Source organism: Acinetobacter sp. YH12145 (assembly GCF_013418335.1).
GTDB classification, from domain to species: Bacteria; Pseudomonadota; Gammaproteobacteria; order Pseudomonadales; family Moraxellaceae; genus Acinetobacter; species Acinetobacter amyesii.
In genome coordinates this window covers 26,836-46,714 of the sequence record NZ_VPCE01000019.1, presented here as the reverse complement: position 1 = coordinate 46,714, position 19,879 = coordinate 26,836, and the positions used below count along the sequence as shown (strand labels likewise).

The window sequence follows — 19,879 nt, the reverse complement described above, 5'->3', positions numbered from 1 at the left end:
AACAGCCACATTCTTCTCGACTGCCAATCTGTCTATACTTAGATTTGCATAGCGCTAAATTTCAGTTAAATTAATGCAAAATAATCAAGTTTTGCGACGCTATGCGTTTGATTTTAATTATTGTTGTCATCGTTTTGAGTACTTGGTGGATCTATCAAACCAAGCAGCATCCTCAACTGAAATTTAATTCAATTTCAGATCGACTTTTACACCCTCTCGATACCCGACTGCGTTATCGGGTTGCTGATGTCGATCCGCGTTTTGGATTAAGCCAGCAACAAGTCATTCAACTTAGCCAAGAAGCCGCAGAGATATGGCATAAAGGGACACTCAAACCGTTATTTATCTATGACCCAAATGCACAACTGGCGATCCATCTAATTTATGATGATCGCCAAGAACAATACAATGCCTATAAGCAAGTCCAAAAGACCTTAGCCGCAGATAAAGCCCGTAATGATTTATATGCCGAGAACTTAGCAAATTCGAGAAAAGGTCTGGAGATGAATGAGCAACAGCTCCGATCAAAACAAGCCATGATCCGTGCTGAAATAGTACAGCTGTCGCAAGAACGTATGAGTTGGAGCCGAATCGAGCATGTGCAAGGCCCCAATATGCAACGCGTTGAAAGAGAACTTGCGCAAGTCAAAGCACAAGCAATGCAATTAGACCAAGAAATAGATCGATTTAATCAGCAAAATGATCAATTTAATCAACAAGTCTCAAGCTATAACCAGCAAAATGATCAATTTAATCAACAAGTCTCAAGCTATAACCAGCAAATTGATCAATATAATGCAGGCGTGATACAAGCCAGTCAGCGCTTTCCTGCAAGAGAGTTTCATAAAGGTGTCTTTATGGGAGATCAGATTCATATTTATCAATTTGATGCCGAAGATGATTTACGCCTCACCCTTGCCCATGAACTCGGACATGCTCTCGGCTTATCTCACCATAATGACCCTGCTGCATTAATGTACCCAATCTTGGGCGCGCAACAATTAGAAAACTTTAAACTGATGCCAGCAGACCAAAGCTTACTGTATTATCGCTAGTGTGCCCTGAGCATAAAAACCATACAATTTATAAGGATATTGCAGGATTCACCAACAAAAATCAGCATTTCATGTTATTGTTGATCTGCAATAATCCCCTTATATCAATGACATCTTCCGTGGAGAGCAATGTGAGTTACTACCATATCTTAATTGAAGTGAATGACCACATCAGCACGATTGAACAAACCCGTGATATTGAGATTTTTGATATTACAGACATTCAACCTTATCTCCATGCGGTACTTTTACCCTTTTTTAATGAGCAATTAATTGAGCTCGAAGACGAAAATCTTGAGTTTAAAGATGTCTTGCATTTACAGGTCAAACAAACCCTATTGCCGATCCGTGACCTCATCGAAGAAGAACAACGCCTGCTTCCGAGTGATACCGATGTCACCATTACGGCATATGAAATTTTTAATAATTATCAATTGACTCAAGACGTGACTACCGTAATTTTAGATCTATTAGAAGCACTAAAATTTGAAGCCTAATATCGATTTTAAACATTAAAAAAGCCCTCTAAATGAGGGCTTTTTTATGGCTCAATTCATCATCGCGATTAGATCGAGAATGAAGATCCACATCCACACGTGGTTGTCGCATTCGGGTTTTGAACCACAAATCGTGAACCTTCAAGACCTTCAATATAGTCGACTGTTGAACCAACTAAATATTGATAGCTCAGTGAATCAACCAACATCTTCACATCACCATTGATAAATTCAGCATCATCTTCGTTTTGGCTTTCAGCAAAATTAAACCCATATGAGAAACCTGAACAACCACCACCAGTCACATATACACGTAACATAAGGTCTTGATTACCTTCACTCTCACGCAATTGGCGTACTTTATTGGCAGCATTGTCAGTCAGCACAAGTGCTTGAGCATTCATGATGGATTCCTCTGAGTCATTGGGGTGTCTTTAAAAAGAAAAGACCATATTTCAAGTATAACATACTCAATATATGGTCAGTCTTCACAGTTTAAAGTTAAATCAGAGTATTTTTCTCAAGATTCATTTAAAACTTATTTATAGTTTTCTTCCTGTAATGCGCATTCGAAGTTTTTCGGATCTTGTTTACAGCGGAATTGCCATAATAGTTTCATCATTCGCTTGTCGTAGATACCACGTTTAGTCAAATCAATACGCGCTTCACGCATCATTTTTTGATAACCAGCTTTGTCTGCAGTTGGAACATCCATCCAATATTTGGCTGGAATTTCCGATTTCATTTTTCCTAAAATGGTGAATGCACGAGGTAATTGTGTTTTGACCCAATCACGTGATTTTTGCCCATACCCCGCTGGGAATTTATCTGGGCGAATAATAATATTTCCCGTCACTTGTAAAATTGGATAATTGACAATTGCGCCTTTGCTGCCTAAACCTTTATGTAATTCTAATGGTTTGAACACAGCTGCAGGAGCACCAATAATATCCACCTGACCATTGTTAAATTTGGCGCCAAAATTGGTTACATCGGCACTGACCGCTTGAGCCCCGACCTGCTGCACCATAATTTTCTGTGCTTCATCGTAGTCAAGCACCGCAATTTTTTTACCTGCTGCTTTAGCGACAGTATTAATAGTTCGGTCATTCACTAACAGATAGGCATCACCAACAGGTATCACACCTGCCACTTCATATTTACTATTGACCATGCTCTTAGCAAATGTTGGACTTGCAAGACCTTGCATAACTTTTACGGCCAATTTCAAATCTGGAATCGCACCAATGGCATCTAAAGAACCGGTAAAATTATTGAATTGGCGACCACGCATACCAGTAACACTGATCCCATCACATTTACCAGCTTTAAAATCTTCTGCAATCACCGCTTCATTTTGACCGACGCGGAGCTCAATGTCTGCGCCCCAGTTTTTTGCCGCCAATTGATAATCTTTCATCAGGGTAAAAACATCACCATTTTTACCAACCAAATCAAATACACATACCACTTGCTTCGCTTGAGCTACGCCATTTACCGCCATTAATGCAGCAGCAACGCTCAATGCCTTTGTCCATTGTTTCATACTGACTTTCCTTGTTTTTTTACTGTTTTTGTTTTTTAACCATTTTTTGAATTTTGGGTCATGCTGAGTTCGGTTCAATTGACTCACAGCCCACGATTTTAATTTAGATTACCTGAATATTTTGCTCACTCAATGGCGAGAATGACCTGTAAATTTGCAAAAAAAAGCCTGGATAAAACCAGACTTTTTTCTTTAAATATCAGCTTATTCGCCGCCAAGTGAACATTCAAAATTGGCTTTATCGACAGAGCAACGTGCCTTTTTCAAAACAGACATCATGCCCGCATCATAAATGCCACGTTTCGTCATATCCATACGACCTTCACGCAGTAATTTTTGATATTTGGTTTTATCTTCTGCACTTAGGTTAAGTTTATATTTCGCAGGAATACCCGCTTCTAGACGGTTAATCATCGCGATACTCTTCGGTAAGTGTTTCACAAACCAATCACGTGATTTTTGACCAAAGCCAGCTGGGAATTGGTCAGGACGAATAATAAAGTCCGCAGTCACTTGTAGAACTGGGAAGTTAAACATCGCACCATTGGTACCTAAACCTTTATAGATCTCTAATGGTTTGTAGGCATATGCAGGCGCACCCACCATATCGACCTGACCATTATTAAACTTCGCCACAAAGTTAGATACATCTGAAATCACAGCTTGAGCGCCGACACGTTGCACCATGATTTTTTGTGCTTCGTCATAGCCTAAAACTGCAAACTTTTTACCTGCTGCTTTTTCAATTGAGTCAATTTTTTTGTCTTTGACAAAGATGAATGCTGAACCCAGTGGGGCAATACCCGCCACTTCATATTTCTTACCACCTAGATTGCTGACCATTTTTGCAGCATTACGTTGGTCTAATGCAAAGGTAATCGCACGTTGTGCAATCGCATTGCTCGGTGCGCCACCCAGCGCATCAATAGAGCCTGCAAATTTATTGTACTGACGGGCACGCATTGCGGTCATAAATACACCGTCACATTTACCCGCTTTAAAATCATTGTCGGCTACTGCTTCGTCTTGACGCGGAATTAAGTTAATTTCAGCACCCCAGCCTTTTGCTGCAAGCGCCCATTCCTGAGCCATTTGATATGACTCGCCTGACTTACCCAGTAAGTCAAATACACAGATATCTACTTTTGCTGCCTGAGCTGAACCAGCAAAGCCAATTGCAGCAAACGTAGCCAATGATAGGAGCGTTTTTTTCATTCTATTTTCCTTTCAAATCTTTTTATGGTTCAGAGGTGTCCTTACACAAGCCCGATATTAAGCAAGTTAATTTAAAAAAAATAGAGCATTTACTCCATTTATTTATGTCATTTTGGCATATTCTGTTTTTCTGTGATGTATATCACTTTTTATATGAAGTAAAATTATAAATATAATCATCATCTTATCTTTCCAAAAATGGCTTTTTACATTTACAGCGATTGCATCAAAATTTACAAAGAAATACAGAAAAAAGCTTATTCACCCGCCACTGAACACTCAAAATTGGTTCGCTCAATCGTACAACGGGCTTTTTTCAGTACCGTCATCATAGTGGAGTCATAGATCCCTTGTTTGGTTAAATCCATCCGTCCTTCACGCAATATTTTCTGATACTTCAACTGATCATCTTTGCTGAGATTCATCTTATATTTGGCAGGAATTTCAGCTTCCATACGTTTCACCATGGCAAAACTTTTTGGTAATTGCTTAACAAACCATTGCCGAGAAGGTTCAGCAAAACCTTCTGGGAATTTATTATTACGAATAATCAGGTCTGCCGTGACATTCACCACAGGAAAATTCACCATCGCTCCGGTAGTGCCTAAGCCTTTTGAAATTTCGAGTGGCTTAAAGGCATAAGCTGGCGCAGCCACAATTTCAACTTCGGCCTGATTAAACTTGCGAATAAAATTAGAAATTTCTGACATCACTGGCACAGCGCCAACACGGTCGACCATCACTTTTTGCGCATAGTCATAATGCAAAATGGCAAATTTCTTACCTTCAGCTTTTTCTAAATTATTGATATTGCGATCACGGACAAAAATGTAGGCTGAACCAATTTGCCCGATCCCTGCCACTTCATAACTATCTTTACCTAGATTGCTAATCAGTCGTTTACTGTTCCGTTTATCTAAGACATAGGTTATGGCTTTTTGCGCGATGGTATTGTTCGGTACACCACCAATGGCATCAATCGAACCGGCAAATTTGTTATACGCACGTGCCCGCATCGAGGTCATATAAAATGCGTCACATTTCCCTTCTTTAAAATCTTTATCGACTTTGGATTCATCTTGATATGAAATCAATTGAACTTGTGCTCCCCATGCCTTACTAGCCAGAGACCACTCTTCCATCAGCTTATAAGATTCCCCTGCTTTTCCAAGTAAATCGAACACACAAACCTTCTGATTGGCATAGCTTTGTGCAGACATCACACCTGAAAGAAGCGATAAAATTAAAATTCCTTTTCTCATTTCTTATATTCCCAATATGTTTTATTAATCCATTTAAAACAACAACTTGAAATATTTTTTTAATACTATAGCCCTTTTAATATACCTAAATACGTGGAATCTGTCACATTTTTTCAGATGGTTGCGATGCTTTGTTTTTTCTTTTGCAAAGCCATCCATTAGAATAGCCCCACATTCTTCTTGTTTAGTTAGTTCCATGATTCAGTTAGACCAACTTTCCATTCGTCGCGGTGGGCGTGTTTTATTTCAAAAAGCATCTATGCAATTGCATCCAGGCTGGAAAATCGGCTTAACCGGTGTAAATGGTGCGGGTAAATCCACTCTTTTTTCTGCGCTTTTAGGTGGAATGGAATCTGATGGCGGATCCTTAACTCGTCCTGCAGTATGGACCGTCGCTCATATGGCACAAGAAATCAAAGCACTCGATATGAAAGCGATTGATTTCGTTCTTTCAGGCGATGAGGAATATTGGGATATACAACATAAACTTGAACATCCAGAACAATTAGACAATGAAGCGTTGGCACACTTATATGGCCGATTTGATGAAATCCATGGCTATACAGCTCCATCCAAAGCCTCACAACTGATGGCCGGCCTGGGTTTCTTTGAACATCAGTCCCAGCTCAATGTTTCAAGCTTTTCAGGTGGTTGGCGTATGCGTTTAAACCTTGCGCGTACCCTGATGAGCCGTTCCGACCTCTTATTACTCGATGAACCAACCAACCACTTAGACTTAGATGCGATTTTGTGGTTAGAAGATTGGTTAAAAGCTTACGAAGGTACACTAATCTTGATTTCACATGACCGTGATTTCTTAGATGCGGTGACTGATCATATTTTACATATCGAAAATCAAGAGCTGACACTTTACACCGGCAACTATTCAACCTTTGAACGCACCCGTTCTGAGCGCTTGGCACAACAACAACAAGCCTATGAAAAACAACTTGAAACCCGTGCACATCTCCAAAAATTTATTGACCGTTTTAAAGCTAAAGCCACTAAAGCTAAGCAGGCTCAAAGTCGTATTAAACAATTAGAACGCATGCAGGAACTTTCTGCCGCGCATGTCGATACGCCATTTACCTTTAGTTTCCGTGAGCCAACCAAAATGAGCTCACCACTGTTACAAATGGAACATGTCGATATAGGCTATGGTGACAAACTGATTGCCACCAATGTGAATTTACAGATTACCCCAAACAGTCGCATTGGTTTACTGGGAATGAATGGTGCTGGTAAATCAACCTTAATTAAATCCTTGGTTGGTGATCTTCCCTTATTACAAGGGACACGCAAAGCCTCGGAACTGTTGAATATTGGCTATTTTGCACAGCATCAAATGGATGCTCTAGATGGCAATGCCAGCCCAATGTTGCAATTATCTCGAATCGCTGACAAAAAAATCAGTGAAGCGGCATTACGTTCATTCTTAGGTAGCTTTGGTTTTAGTGGCGAACGCATGGATACGCCAAGTGAAGGATTTTCAGGCGGTGAACGAGCACGATTGGCTTTGGCTTTGATTGTTTGGCAGCGCCCCAATGTTTTAATTCTAGATGAACCGACCAACCATTTAGACCTTGATATGCGTCATGCGCTAACTATGGCATTACAAGACTTTGAAGGCGCTGTGGTTTTGGTTTCGCATGAACGTCAATTGATTGCCAGTGTTTGTGACGAATTATTATTGGTACATCATGGGAAATGTCGCGAATTTGATGGTGACCTCGTGGCTTATGCCGATTGGCTGCGTCAAGCGCGAATCGACATGATGAAAAATAGCCAACAAGCCCCTATTCCCATCAAATCTCAAGTTGAAACTAAACCAACGATTTCCAAAGTCGATAAAGAAGCGCAGCGTAAAGAAGCTGCACGTCAGCGTGAATTGACCCGCCCGATTCGTAAAAACATTGAAAAAAATGAAGCGCAAATCAGCAAAATTCAGCCACGCTTAAACGAAATCGAGGAATTATTAGCAGACAGTGCTTTATATGAAGCCAGTCGTAAAGATGACTTACTCAAACTTATGAATGAGCAAACAGAATTAAAAGCCAAACTTGAATCTGTCGAAGAGCAAATGCTTGAATTAATGATGGAATTAGAAGAAATGGAAAGTAGTTTTGAGGCTTAATTTAAAAAGCAAAACCCTAGATTTGCATTATTAAGAAAACCTAACTTAAGCTCAAAAAATCAATCGCCGTGAAATTTAAATGTTCCACGGCGATTTTTTATTAATACTTCACAATAATAATCACACTATAAATCTAAAAAATATTTAAAAAATCGAATGTTCATATCCAACTGGTTATTGCATCGTTAAGGCATTTCTATTCGTAAAGAAACTAAAAATTCAGCGATCGCTTTACCCTAATTTTGTAAATGAATTCAAAAAAAATATACTTCACATCAAACTCATTACCACAGTTATCCACAAAAGCCATTTTTAAATTCAAATCTTAGTTTTAAATTCATTTTTATTTTTTAAATTCAAAATATCGAACCACTTTTTTGTGGATAAATATTTTTAAATGATATTATCCACAATTATAAATGACTTTGATGCTGAACACTATTAAATGTGAAAATTCACAAAACTTATCCACATTTGCAAGATGGATGCATTTTATCTCCACTCACGACATCAATTTAAACTTTTTATTGTTTAAGATAAGGCAGAAGGATGGGCTTTTTTTGCCTTTAAAAAACGTAATTCTTGTATTTTCCAGGTCTGATCAAAATGCCAGATTTCCTGTATTTGCTGCTGTGTTTCAGCTAAACCAATTAAAATTTTGCACTCCGTTTGGTCACGATTAAACTCATATTCTTCAAATTCTACGTCTGGTTTTTGTGGTTTCCAAACCCCATTTTTCACTGCATGTGCAATACGTTCATAGCGGACATAATTACTTTCGACACGCCCGTCTTGCTCATAAACCACCTTAAAGTGCTCATCTTCGTATTCGGCTAAAACAGTATAATTTCCGGTAAAAAATGCATTTACCCAGATGTCACGAATGTGTTCAAGTTGATTGTCCATCATATATAGACCTCTTATTTTTAGCTGCTAAGTTCAAATTGATTTGAGCTTAGCATCAGAATAAGTCAATTTTATAAAACACAAATTGGCGATTTAATATTCAATTTTATTTAAGATAGCACAAAAAAAAGCACTCCGAAGAGTGCTTTTTTGAATGATTCTGTAATCAGAATTTAGGCATCAATATCCGCATTTAACGCATTTTCTTCAATGAAAGCACGACGTGGTTCCACATCATCACCCATCAAGCAAGAGAACATACGATCAGCTTCAATCGCATCCTGTACCGTTACTTGCAGCATGTTACGGTTCTCAGGATCCATTGTAGTTTCCCAAAGCTGTTCAGCATTCATCTCACCCAAACCTTTATAGCGCTGAATCATCATGCCACGGCGTGAGTCTTGTAGGATGTTTTGCCAAACCTGATGGAAGCTGCTCACTGGAATTTTGCGCTCGCCTTTTTGTAGGTAAGCACCTTCTTCCAATAAGGTGAACCAACTCTTCGAATTTTTGAGTAAACGCGCATATTCACCTGAACCTAATAAACCTGAATCTAACAAGTATTGGTGTGGTAAGTTATGAACATAGATGGTAATACGCGGGAAGTAGGTCGCTGACTTATTGCCTTCGGTATCCTCATTCTCAAACGTTTCTAAACTTAATTCAGGACGTAAGCTAGGCTGAGTTTTCTCAATATTGGCACGTAGCTGCTCACCCCAAGTCTGTACATAGTCTTGGTTACTTGCTTGATCTAACTTAAAGCCGTCCACTGCCAATAAACCATCCAACACACTTGCAGGATAACGTACAGTCAGACGATGCAAGCTCTTTTGAGAGGTTTGATAATCCGCAATCACGCCAGCTAAAGCCTCACCACGAATGGCTGGTGCTTCTGCACTGATGTGCAATTCAAGCTCATCAATTGCATTTGAAATCAGGTAAGTCTCAAGCGCATCATTATCTTTGATGTACTGTTCTTGCTTGCCTTTTTTCAGCTTATACAACGGTGGCTGTGCAATATAAATATATCCACGTTCCACAAGTTCTGGCATTTGACGGAAGAAGAAGGTCAATAGTAGCGTACGAATGTGCGAACCATCGACGTCGGCATCGGTCATGATGATGATTTTGTGATAACGCAGTTTATCTGGGTTATATTCCTCACGGCCAATACCACAACCTAAAGCGGTAATCAGTGTTCCCACTTCTTGTGAAGAAATCATCTTGTCAAAACGTGCACGTTCCACGTTGAGGATTTTACCTTTCAGCGGCAAAATCGCTTGCATCTTACGGTTACGGCCCTGTTTTGCAGAACCGCCCGCAGAGTCACCTTCGACTAAGTAAAGTTCAGACAATGCAGGATCTTTTTCCTGACAATCGGCCAATTTACCTGGCAGGCCTGCAATATCAAGCGCACTCTTACGACGAGTCATTTCACGTGCTTTACGCGCTGCATCACGCGCACGGGCTGCATCAATAATTTTGCCTGCAATAGATTTAGCGGCTTGGGGGTTCTCTAAAAGATATTCAGAGAACGATTTATTCATTGCTTGCTCAACCGCAGTTTTCACTTCGCTCGACACCAATTTTTCTTTGGTTTGCGAAGAGAATTTTGGATCAGGCACTTTCACCGAAACAATTGCAGTTAAACCTTCACGTGCATCATCACCAGAAACCGCCACTTTCTCTTTTTTGAGTAAGTTTTCGCTTTCCATGTAGCTGTTTAAGCCACGAGTTAATGCAGCACGGAAACCCGCTAAATGCGTACCACCATCTTTTTGTGGAATGTTATTGGTAAAGCAACGAACATTTTCCTGATAAGAATCATTCCACTGCAATGCAACTTCTACACCAATGCCATTATCGGCTTGAGTAGTGAAGTGGAAGATATCATTGAGATGGGTTTTGCCTTGGTTGATATATTTTACAAACTCAGACAAACCACCTTCATAGTCATAAACGTGCTCTAAATTGATACGTTCGTCACGTAGCACAATTCGTACACCTGCATTCAGGAACGATAATTCACGTAAACGACGCGCCAAAATATCGACATTAAAAATCGTTTGACTGAAGGTTTCAGCACTTGGCCAGAAACGTACACGTGTACCTGTACGATCTGTCTCACCCACCACTTTTAATGGATACACGGAATCACCGTGTTTATATTCTTGCTGGTGGATTTGACCTGCACGATGAATGGTTAATTCGAGCTTGCTTGAAAGCGCATTCACCACGGATACACCTACACCGTGTAGACCGCCTGAAACTTTATAGCTGTTATCGTCAAATTTACCGCCCGCATGCAGAATCGTCAAAATCACTTCTGCTGCAGAAACACCTTCTTCTGGGTGAATGTCGGTAGGAATACCACGACCGTTATCCGATACGCTTACAGATTCATCTTCATGAATGGTTACATTGATCTCGTCACAATGACCTGCCAACGCTTCATCAATTGAGTTATCGACAACTTCAAACACCATGTGGTGTAGGCCAGTACCATCGTCAGTATCACCAATATACATGCCCGGACGCTTACGTACAGCGTCTAGACCACGTAATACTTTGATGCTAGAGGAATCATAAGCTTTTTCTATGGTTTGTTCTGTTTGAGAAGCAGCTTGATCTTCTGAACTCATGGTTTCTCCCTAGTGAAAAATAGGTCTATCCAAAGGTGGTATTTCATTGCACAACAGCCTGCACCGTACCATTTTCAACTTTGAATAATTGATAAGAAATAGATAAATCATGTAAGTGTTTTTGCACTGAATCATGGTCTAAAGTGGTAATAAAAACTTGACTACCAAGATGGCTTAAACGCTCAATTAAACGCTGTTGTGCGGTTAAATCTAATTCTGCTGTCAGATCATCTAATAATACCACAGTTTCCTTATTACAAGCATGTAGCATTGCAATCTGTGACAGTTTTAACGCCATGATCAATAACTTTTTTTGCCCACGAGAGAGCACAACATCTGCATCACCCATAGCGGTTTTCAACCTTAAATCTGCACGGTGCGGACCATACTCAGTATAGCCACGTTCGCAGTCTTTAAAGTGCTGATTGGTCAGATCATTCAGCAGTCCTGTTTCAGCATGAAAGCCTGCACTATATTCCAATGTCACTGTTAAATGCGGCAATAATGCTTGGAGATCTTGTTGGAAATATCGCGTCCACTGTTCCACCACATTACTGCGCAGACTATGTAATATCTCACCATAATCACTGAGCATTTTGTTCCACGGTTCTAGGTCAGACAAACTCAAATGACGTCGTGATTTCAGCAAACTATTCCGCTGTTTTAATGCCCGCGCATAATATTGCCATGCATGGTAAAACTCCGGTTCCACGTGGAACATCAACCAATCTAAAAGTTGACGTCGTGGCTTCGCACCATGATCAATAATATCGGTACTTTGTGGGTCGATGAGTTGTAGTGGTAAAATCTTAGCCAACTGCCCTTGTGTCCCCACAAGGTCGCCATTGACTTTAATCACTTGCTCGCCCGACTGCATTTTTTGCATGCCAATACGGTCTGTTGCAGACTGCGCAAAGACGACAGCGTCAGGGCTATTATTTTGAATATAGTTTTTTGGAATATGGGTTCGAAAAGAACGTCCAGTTGCCAGCAAATGTACTGCTTCTAATACAGAAGTTTTACCTGAACCATTTTGCCCATAAAAGACATTAAACGGCTGCAACCCAGAGAGTGCAACCGTCTTTAAATTTCGAACACGTTCTACATGTAAACGCGTGATATGCATAATAATTGAGACGTCAGTCCAAATTAAACACGCATTGGCATCACAACATAGGTTTGATCTTGTTGTTGTGGATCTTGTACCAATACCGACTGGTTCGCTTCTGTCATGGTCATTGCAACATCATCACCATCCAATACATTCAGAACTTCCAATAAGTACTGTGCATTGAATGACATTTCCATCGGTGCATCAGCATATTGAATCGCGAGATCTTCGATAGCTTCATCCTGCTCAGGGTTATTGGCACGAAGTTGTAAAGTGTCCGCATCAAACTTCAAGAATACGCCGCGCAATTTTTCATTACTTAAAATCGCCACACGTTGTAGTGATTGTTTAAATACATCATGTGCAATGCGCACGTTTTTATCGCCACCACGTGGAATCACACGGCGGTAGTCTGGGAATTTACCATCGATCAATTTTGTGGTGAAACGTACGGTAATATCACCCTGCTCTTTATCACGGCTGGCAATGGTAATTGTTACATTTAATAATTCACGACCAATTAACAACGATAATTGCTCGTCTTCAACACTCAATAGACGCTGCAATTCACCTACGGCTTTGCGTGGAACAATCGCTTGCATTGCTTGTGTCGCATTCGAGCTTGCCGCTGTTTCACACATCGCCAAACGGTGACCATCGGTCGTTACTGCACGCAATTGATTTTCATCAATTTCAAGCAAAGTACCCGTCAAATAAAAACGCACATCTTGAACCGCCATGGCAAAAGATGTTTTCTCGAATAAACGCTTTAACTCACGTTGAGTCACACCAACTTGAGTGCCTTGAGTATTTTCAGTGGTTAATAATGGATAGTCTTCTGCAGGCAAAGTACCCAATACAAAACGACTGTTTCCAGATTTTAAAATACAACGTTGATCTTCAGTAATTTGCAAATCAATCAATGCCGCTGAAGGTAATGATTTACAGATATCCATCAGTTTACGCGCAGGAACTGTCGTCACCCCTGCTTGTAAACATGCGCCATCTGCCAGCGGTGTACTCGCAACCAATTCCACTTCAAGATCCGAACCGGTAATGGTCAAAGCTTGCTCTGTTACCTGCACTTTTACATTGGATAAAATATTTAAGGTATGGCGACGTTCAACCGCTCCTACGACATGTGATAGAACATTCAGTAAGCTTTCTTTCGCGATTTTTAAACGCACGATACATTCCTCTAAAAACTGAAGACAGACAAAATAAATTAATTTTTTAGCAGTGTACTATGCGGCAGAATATACCGCATTGCAAGAACAGAATTTGAACGAAAAGACTTAACTTTGCAGCAGACGTTGCAAGTTTTTATAGTCCTCATTGAAGATTGGATCTTCTTCACGCAGGCTTTGTACTTTTTCACAGGCATGCATCACAGTACTGTGGTCACGATTACCAAAAGCCATACCAATTTCAGGGAAACTATCCCCTGTCAGCTCACGTGCTAGCCCCATAGCCAACTGACGTGGACGTGCATAAATGCGTGTACGTTTTGGACCAACCAATTCTTTCAGCGGAATACGGAAATATTCACTCACCACACGCTGAATATTTTCAGTACTAATGGTGCGCGCACGAATCGCCAACACATCTTTTAACGATTCACGCACTACATCTAGATCGATTGGGGTACCTTTAAAACGAGAAATGGCTACAACTTTATTCAGCGCACCTTCTAGTTCACGAACATTGGCAACCACCTGTTGAGCAATAAACAGCGCACAATTACGTGGAAGTTCCACGCCATTGCTTTCCGCTTTTTTCAGTAAAATTTCAATACGAGTTTCGATATCTGGTGGTTCCACACCCACCGATAAGCCCCACGAAAAACGTGAAACCAAACGTGGATCCAACTCAGTCAGTTCTTTTGGATAACGATCCGAAGTTAAAATGATTTGTTTAGATTCATCTAATAATGCGTTGAAGGTATAGAAAAACTCAACCAAGCTGGCCTCTTTACCCGCCAACAAATGAATATCATCCACCAATAACAAATCTAGCGAACGACAATTTTTCTTAAATTCTTCGACCTTACCTTGCTGTAGAGAGCTCACAAAGTCTTGTACAAAACTTTCAGCCGTCATATACATGACCCGTGCATTCGGTTTGGCCTGTAATAATGCATTACCAACTGCTTGCATTAAGTGGGTTTTACCTAAACCTGTCGGCCCATACAAAAATAAGGGATTATGTTGTGAAGCACCGGGTTGTGTAAGTACTTTACGACAGGTTTCTGCCGCCATCTGATTGGAACGGCCTTCAACAAACAAGGAAAAGGTAAATAATGGGTTAAGCTGACGCTTACGGTTATTCTTTGATGACGTCTCTTCTTTTTCTTTTTTAGGACGATTCGGTGCAGACACTTGCGGCGTTGACTCTAATGCTGCGGTGGTTGTTGCAGGTTGTTCAGCTGCAGATAAAATTGCACCAGGCCGTGAATCAACCAAAATCTCGACTTTACGTACCCGACCTTCAGACAACTGTTCCGCTAAAATAGAGATCAGTTCTAAATGGTGCTCTTGAATATAGCGTGTCCAATACGGATTCGGTGCATAGAGTTTTAGACTATCACCTGCATCTTCTGCCACCAGTGGGCGTATCCACATTGTATAGACATTTCCTGAAAGCTCTTGTCGCAAGCGAGTTAAGCAGTCTGTCCAAAGCATGTGAAACCCCTATTTCAGTCCATTGTACGAAAAAAATAATTCAACCCCGCCTAAGCGGGCAGCCATTCTAACCATCTTATCCACATCTGTCATGAACAAATCAGTCGAAATCGATCAAAAAAACGCAAATTGAGTTTAAATTTAAATTTAAATCACGTGTGGATAAGTTTATCCGCAAGCTGTGGATAAATTATAGCACAAAGTTATCCACAAACTATCAAAATTATAAAAACATCATTATCCACAATATAATTATTTGTTTTTTAAATCTAAAAATGCTTTTTCCACAGAAAACATCAACACTAATAGTAATAAATTTAAATTTTAAAATTTGAATTTATTTATAAGATCGACCCATTCTGGGGATAACTTGATGGTTGGTTCAAATTTAAATTCATAAAAACCAATTCACAATTTTGAGGTTGTGGATAAATCTGTGAGTAAACTTGAAGATAACTTAAATAATTAATATATACAATGATTTAGTTTGTGAGTATTTTAATTTAAAACTTTCTGACTAATTTCTAATCCTTATATTATCTTGATATATCACAGCCTAGATTTTGAAAGAAAGCGTGTTTTTCATTGACAGCTCAAGCAATGAGCACTAAAATCGCGAACCTTTACTGAAAGATCATTTTTGGAGTTTCGATATGAAACGTACTTTCCAACCTTCTGAGTTGAAACGTAAACGCGTTCATGGTTTCCGTGCTCGCATGGCTACTAAAGCTGGCCGTCAAGTATTAGCGCGTCGTCGTGCAAAAGGTCGTCACAGCTTAACTGTTTAATTTCAGTTAAGACTGTCAAGACTTGGGTGTTATGACAACACTTTACGGCTTTAGCACAGATGTGCGAATACACTGTGCTGCCGATTATAAAAGTGTGTTCGATGGTGCGCTTTTTAAAGTGCATCAACCCCATTTCTTATTTCTAGCAAAAATCTCCGAACAGCCGAATAGCCGTTTGGGTATTGTTGTTGCTAAGAAAAAAGTGCGCCGCGCACATGAAAGAAATCGAGTAAAACGACTTGCACGCGAAAGTTTTCGCCTGCATCAACAGCAGTCTAATGTATTAGATATTGTCGTTATGCCAAAAATGGGCATAGAGGCGGTACCGAATGCAGAGTTGCATCAGCAATTACAATTTGCTTGGCAAAAATTGCAGCGCCTTGCAAATAAGCATAAAAAAATAGCTACCTCCCCACAAGCGTAGAGATGACCAATGGTTCGTTTACTGCATTGGCTCATTCGTTTCTATCAGATTGCGATTAGTCCTTTATTGGGACCACGCTGTCGTTATATTCCAACATGTTCTCAATATTCTTTGGAAGCAGTCCATCAACATGGTGCTGTACGTGGAGTGTGTCTAGCTGTTCAGCGTATTTGCCGTTGTCATCCTTGGGGCGGTTCAGGCTATGATCCTGTTCCATCAAAAGCAATTCGTTTTATTTCATTTCAGCAAATAGATTCTCAAACGCGTCACGTTGCTGTACCCTTTCGTGAACGTTTATTGAACCAAAATCACTCTAACCACTTGGGGTAATACCTATGCAACAATGGGCCAGGATTGCAATTCTAGGGGCCATGTTTGTTGTCGCATATTTGCTCATTTTGGCTTGGCAGAAAGATTATGGACATGCGCAACAAAAACCTCAGCAAAATGCTGCGGTTGTAACGCATGAAGTATCTGCCGATTTGCCAAATGGCCAGACAGCTACGGCTGCTACTGATGTGCCGCAAGCAAATAATGCTGCTACACAACAAACAACAGATGCCACTGCACCTGTTAGTCAACAGTTAATTTCAGTACAAACTGACCTTTACCATCTTTGGATTAATCCAAAGGGTGGCGATATTGTTCGTATTGAATTACTCAATCATGACAAAAATAAAGACAGCGACGAACCGTTTGTAATGCTTGAAAGCGATGCAAAACGTACTTATGTTGCTCAGTCTGGCTTAATTGGTCTTAATGGCCCTGACAGCAATCCGAAAGGACGTCCAACCTATGAGATTGAAAAATCTTCATATACGTTAAATGACGCAAAAGCTGTGAAGGGTAAAGATGGCCAAACAGCAAAAGTTTTGTCAGTACCAATGGTTTATAAAACAGCAGATGGTGTAGAGGTTATTAAAACCTTTAACTTCACTGAAGGTGAATACCCTGTTGTCGTGAATCATAAAATTGTGAACCGCAGTGCTCAGAACTGGCAAGGTCAGATGTTTGGTCAGCTTAAACGCGACAACTCTGAAGATCCTGGTAAATCTGATCAAGGTATTTTCACTTTAGGTACATTCCTTGGTGGTGCATGGGGTTCGCCTGAAGAACATTACAACAAACTTAAATTTGCCAACTTCAATGAAGAAAAATTGAATGTTGAAGCAACTGGCGGTTGGGTTGCAATGGTTCAGCATTACTTCGTGAGTGCGTGGATTCCTGGACAGATCAAATTAACGCAAGCCAATGGTCAACCGTATGCTGCGAAACTTGAGTCACGTAAATCTACTGATGATATGAACATTATTCAGTTCACTTCACCTGCAATCAATGTTCCTGCAGGAACTGTGGCAGAAGTAGATGCAACGTTCTATTCAGGTCCAAAAATCCAATCTGAATTAAAAGAATTGGCAGTTGGTTTAAACCAAACAGTAGACTATGGTTGGTTATGGCCAATTGCGAAATTATTGTTCGTCGGTCTTGAGTTTTTCCACGGTTTAGTGGGTAACTGGGGTTGGTCAATTATTCTATTGACGATTCTGGTGAAACTGATCTTGTGGCCATTGTCGTCGAAGAGCTACCGCTCTATGGCGAAAATGCGTGTGATTGCACCTGAAATGCAACGCATGAAAGAAGAGTTCGGTGAAGACCGTATGCGCTTCTCGCAAGAAATGATGGCATTGTATAAACGTGAACAAGTAAACCCACTATCAGGTTGCTTGCCGTTATTGCTCCAAATGCCGATCTTCCTTGCTTTGTACTGGGTATTGATGGAGTCTGTTGAACTTCGTCATGCGCCATGGTTAGGTTGGATTCAAGATTTATCTGCGATGGATCCGTGGTTTATTTTGCCGCTATTAATGGGCTTAACCATGTTTATTCAGCAAAGTTTGAACCCACAACCGGCTGATCCAATGCAGGCGAAAGTCTTCAAAATCATGCCAGTGATCTTTACGGTATTTATGTTGTTCTTCCCTGCGGGCCTTGTGCTTTACTGGATCTGTAACAACAGTATTACTATTCTTCAACAAGGTTTGATTAACAAATCTGTTGAAAAAGAACGTTTAAAACGTGAAGCAGCTGACTCAGCAAACTAAGCATTGCTGATGGGCTGAATAAATCCGCTTAAGATGGTAATCTTAGGCGGATTTTTCTTTATCTGTCGTTTGAAAATTTTTAGGTAAATTTTATGTTAAACCGAACCACCATCGCAGCAATTGCCACACCGCCGGGTCGTGGTGGTGTCGGCGTGATTCGCCTGTCTGGTCCCAAATCTTATGCCATTGCAGAAGCATTAACGCAGCAATCCTTACCAGAAGCACGTTTTGCTGGTTTCCGTAAGTTTTATGATGCATCGAATGAAATCATGGATGAAGGTTTGGTGATTTGCTTTCCAAATCCGCACTCTTTTACGGGTGAGGATGTGGTGGAGCTTCAAGGTCATGGCGGCCCCGTTATTCAAAATGCATTATTGGCACGCTTACTTGAATTGGGTGCTATTGCTGCAAAAGCGGGCGAATTTTCAATGCGCGCCTTTGAAAATGGCAAAATGGACTTGGTGCAAGCCGAGGCGATTGCCGACCTGATTGATGCCACCTCACAAGCTGCTGCGCGTTCTGCGGTACGTTCATTACAAGGTGCTTTTTCGAGCAAGGTCAATACGGTGTTAGAAAAACTTATCCATTTGCGTTTGCATGTGGAAGCAGCGATTGATTTTCCTGAAGAAGAAATCGACTTTTTGGCGGATGGTAAGATTTTGGGTTTATTGGATGAAGTGGCAAGCTCGGTCCATGCTGTGCAGCAATCTGCCCGTCAAGGTCAGTTACTGCGTGAAGGTCTACAAGTGGTGATTGCCGGTAAACCCAATGCAGGTAAGTCATCGCTACTCAATGCTTTAGCGGGTGTTGAACGTGCGATTGTGACGGATATTGCGGGTACGACACGTGATGTTTTACATGAAAAAATCAGCCTCAATGGTTTGCCGATTACCTTGACCGATACCGCAGGTTTACGTGAAACCGGTGATATCGTCGAAAAAGAAGGGATTCGCCGCGCAATTAAAGAAATTGAGCAAGCTGACTTGTTACTTTTGGTCTATGACTTAAGTCAGGGCGAAGATCCACTACAATTGGCTCAAGCATACTTTGCCGATCATATTGAACCGAAGCGTTTGATGTTGATTGGTAATAAATGTGATTTGACAGGATTTACCGCGGAAATGACCGATTTAAACGGTTTTCGACATATTCGCGTTTCGGCTAAACAAGAAACTGGCGTTCAAGCGCTTATTGATGCGATTACAGCGCATGCAGGCTTTCAACCAGAGGAAGATACCTTTATTGCTCGAACACGCCATTTAGACGCAATGAAGCGCACTCAGCGCTATCTTGCAGAAGCACGTGAGCAGTTGGTGGTTTATCATGCGGGTGAGTTGGTGGCTGAATCTCTACGTTTGGCGCAAAATGCCTTAGGTGAAATTACGGGCGATTTCAGTGCGGATGATTTGCTTGGGAAGATTTTTGGATCGTTCTGTATCGGCAAGTAATAAAACGATTGAGCTCCTCGTTTCATCCATTGAAATATCCATCCAAAGCACGATGTTCGAAAACATCG

General features: G+C 40.7%; 17 protein-coding genes. 8 read left to right on the top strand and 9 right to left on the bottom strand.

Annotated features, from left to right (window positions below; all coding sequences use genetic code 11):
• The first annotated feature begins 101 nt into the window (after positions 1-101).
• Together FTU80_RS15520 and FTU80_RS15515 are read left to right on the top strand one after the other, a co-directional pair.
• Entirely contained in the window at positions 102-1,055 is a 954-nt protein-coding gene (locus FTU80_RS15520) for a matrixin family metalloprotease (RefSeq protein WP_180086025.1), read from the top strand.
• A gap of 119 nt (positions 1,056-1,174) precedes the next feature.
• Entirely contained in the window at positions 1,175-1,552 is a 378-nt protein-coding gene (locus FTU80_RS15515; protein WP_171263823.1) for a hypothetical protein, read from the top strand.
• 68 nt (positions 1,553-1,620) lie between these two features.
• Here the strand turns inward: FTU80_RS15515 and erpA are convergent, their stop codons facing one another.
• The 4 genes from erpA to FTU80_RS15495 all read right to left on the bottom strand — a co-directional run bounded on the left by erpA (position 1,621) and on the right by FTU80_RS15495 (position 5,575).
• Positions 1,621-1,956: an iron-sulfur cluster insertion protein ErpA gene (gene erpA, locus FTU80_RS15510; protein WP_078194440.1), complete on the bottom strand. Its 336-nt coding sequence runs from the start codon at positions 1,954-1,956 to the stop codon at positions 1,621-1,623.
• Positions 1,957-2,090: 134 nt separating this feature from the next.
• The gene (locus FTU80_RS15505; RefSeq protein WP_180086022.1) at positions 2,091-3,098 is read right to left on the bottom strand and encodes a putative solute-binding protein; all 1,008 of its coding nucleotides are present in this window, start codon (positions 3,096-3,098) and stop codon (positions 2,091-2,093) included.
• A 204-nt stretch (positions 3,099-3,302) separates the two neighbouring features.
• Positions 3,303-4,313, bottom strand: a complete 1,011-nt coding sequence (locus tag FTU80_RS15500; protein ID WP_078194442.1) for a putative solute-binding protein — start codon at positions 4,311-4,313, stop codon at positions 3,303-3,305.
• A gap of 257 nt (positions 4,314-4,570) precedes the next feature.
• A complete protein-coding gene (locus tag FTU80_RS15495) occupies positions 4,571-5,575 on the bottom strand; it encodes a putative solute-binding protein (protein ID WP_078194443.1) in 1,005 nt (334 codons plus the stop codon).
• 196 nt (positions 5,576-5,771) lie between these two features.
• Between FTU80_RS15495 and FTU80_RS15490 the strand changes: the two genes are divergently transcribed.
• On the top strand, positions 5,772-7,709 hold the full coding sequence (locus FTU80_RS15490; RefSeq protein WP_180086020.1) for an ATP-binding cassette domain-containing protein: 1,938 nt from the start codon (positions 5,772-5,774) through the stop codon (positions 7,707-7,709).
• A 531-nt stretch (positions 7,710-8,240) separates the two neighbouring features.
• Here the strand turns inward: FTU80_RS15490 and FTU80_RS15485 are convergent.
• The 5 genes from FTU80_RS15485 to dnaA form a co-directional block, all read right to left on the bottom strand.
• Positions 8,241-8,618, bottom strand: coding sequence for a hypothetical protein (locus FTU80_RS15485; RefSeq protein ID WP_078189504.1), 378 nt, complete (start codon positions 8,616-8,618; stop codon positions 8,241-8,243).
• Between the two features lie 170 nt (positions 8,619-8,788).
• Entirely contained in the window at positions 8,789-11,257 is a 2,469-nt protein-coding gene (gene gyrB, locus FTU80_RS15480; protein ID WP_180086018.1) for a DNA topoisomerase (ATP-hydrolyzing) subunit B, read from the bottom strand.
• Between the two features lie 43 nt (positions 11,258-11,300).
• A complete protein-coding gene (gene recF / locus FTU80_RS15475; RefSeq protein WP_180009130.1) occupies positions 11,301-12,383 on the bottom strand; it encodes a DNA replication/repair protein RecF in 1,083 nt (360 codons plus the stop codon).
• Between the two features lie 23 nt (positions 12,384-12,406).
• The gene (dnaN, locus tag FTU80_RS15470; protein ID WP_078194448.1) at positions 12,407-13,555 is read right to left on the bottom strand and encodes a DNA polymerase III subunit beta; all 1,149 of its coding nucleotides are present in this window, start codon (positions 13,553-13,555) and stop codon (positions 12,407-12,409) included.
• A gap of 108 nt (positions 13,556-13,663) precedes the next feature.
• Positions 13,664-15,049 carry a chromosomal replication initiator protein DnaA gene (gene dnaA, locus FTU80_RS15465; RefSeq protein ID WP_111885711.1) on the bottom strand — a complete coding sequence of 462 codons (1,386 nt, stop codon included), beginning with the start codon at positions 15,047-15,049 and terminating at the stop codon, positions 13,664-13,666.
• Between the two features lie 653 nt (positions 15,050-15,702).
• Here dnaA and rpmH point away from each other — a divergent pair.
• The 5 genes from rpmH (at position 15,703) to mnmE (ending at position 19,811) form a co-directional block, all read left to right on the top strand.
• Positions 15,703-15,837 (top strand): 50S ribosomal protein L34, encoded by a 135-nt coding sequence (gene rpmH / locus FTU80_RS15460; protein ID WP_000831329.1) that lies wholly within the window; start codon positions 15,703-15,705, stop codon positions 15,835-15,837.
• 31 nt (positions 15,838-15,868) lie between these two features.
• Positions 15,869-16,261 (top strand): ribonuclease P protein component, encoded by a 393-nt coding sequence (gene rnpA, locus FTU80_RS15455; RefSeq protein WP_078189509.1) that lies wholly within the window; start codon positions 15,869-15,871, stop codon positions 16,259-16,261.
• Positions 16,262-16,270: 9 nt separating this feature from the next.
• Positions 16,271-16,591, top strand: coding sequence for a membrane protein insertion efficiency factor YidD (gene yidD, locus FTU80_RS15450; protein ID WP_111885710.1), 321 nt, complete (start codon positions 16,271-16,273; stop codon positions 16,589-16,591).
• A gap of 5 nt (positions 16,592-16,596) precedes the next feature.
• Complete coding sequence (yidC, locus tag FTU80_RS15445; RefSeq protein ID WP_180086016.1) at positions 16,597-18,363, top strand: membrane protein insertase YidC; 1,767 nt, start codon at positions 16,597-16,599, stop codon at positions 18,361-18,363.
• 92 nt (positions 18,364-18,455) lie between these two features.
• A complete protein-coding gene (gene mnmE / locus FTU80_RS15440; protein ID WP_180086014.1) occupies positions 18,456-19,811 on the top strand; it encodes a tRNA uridine-5-carboxymethylaminomethyl(34) synthesis GTPase MnmE in 1,356 nt (451 codons plus the stop codon).
• Positions 19,812-19,879 lie beyond the last annotated feature (68 nt).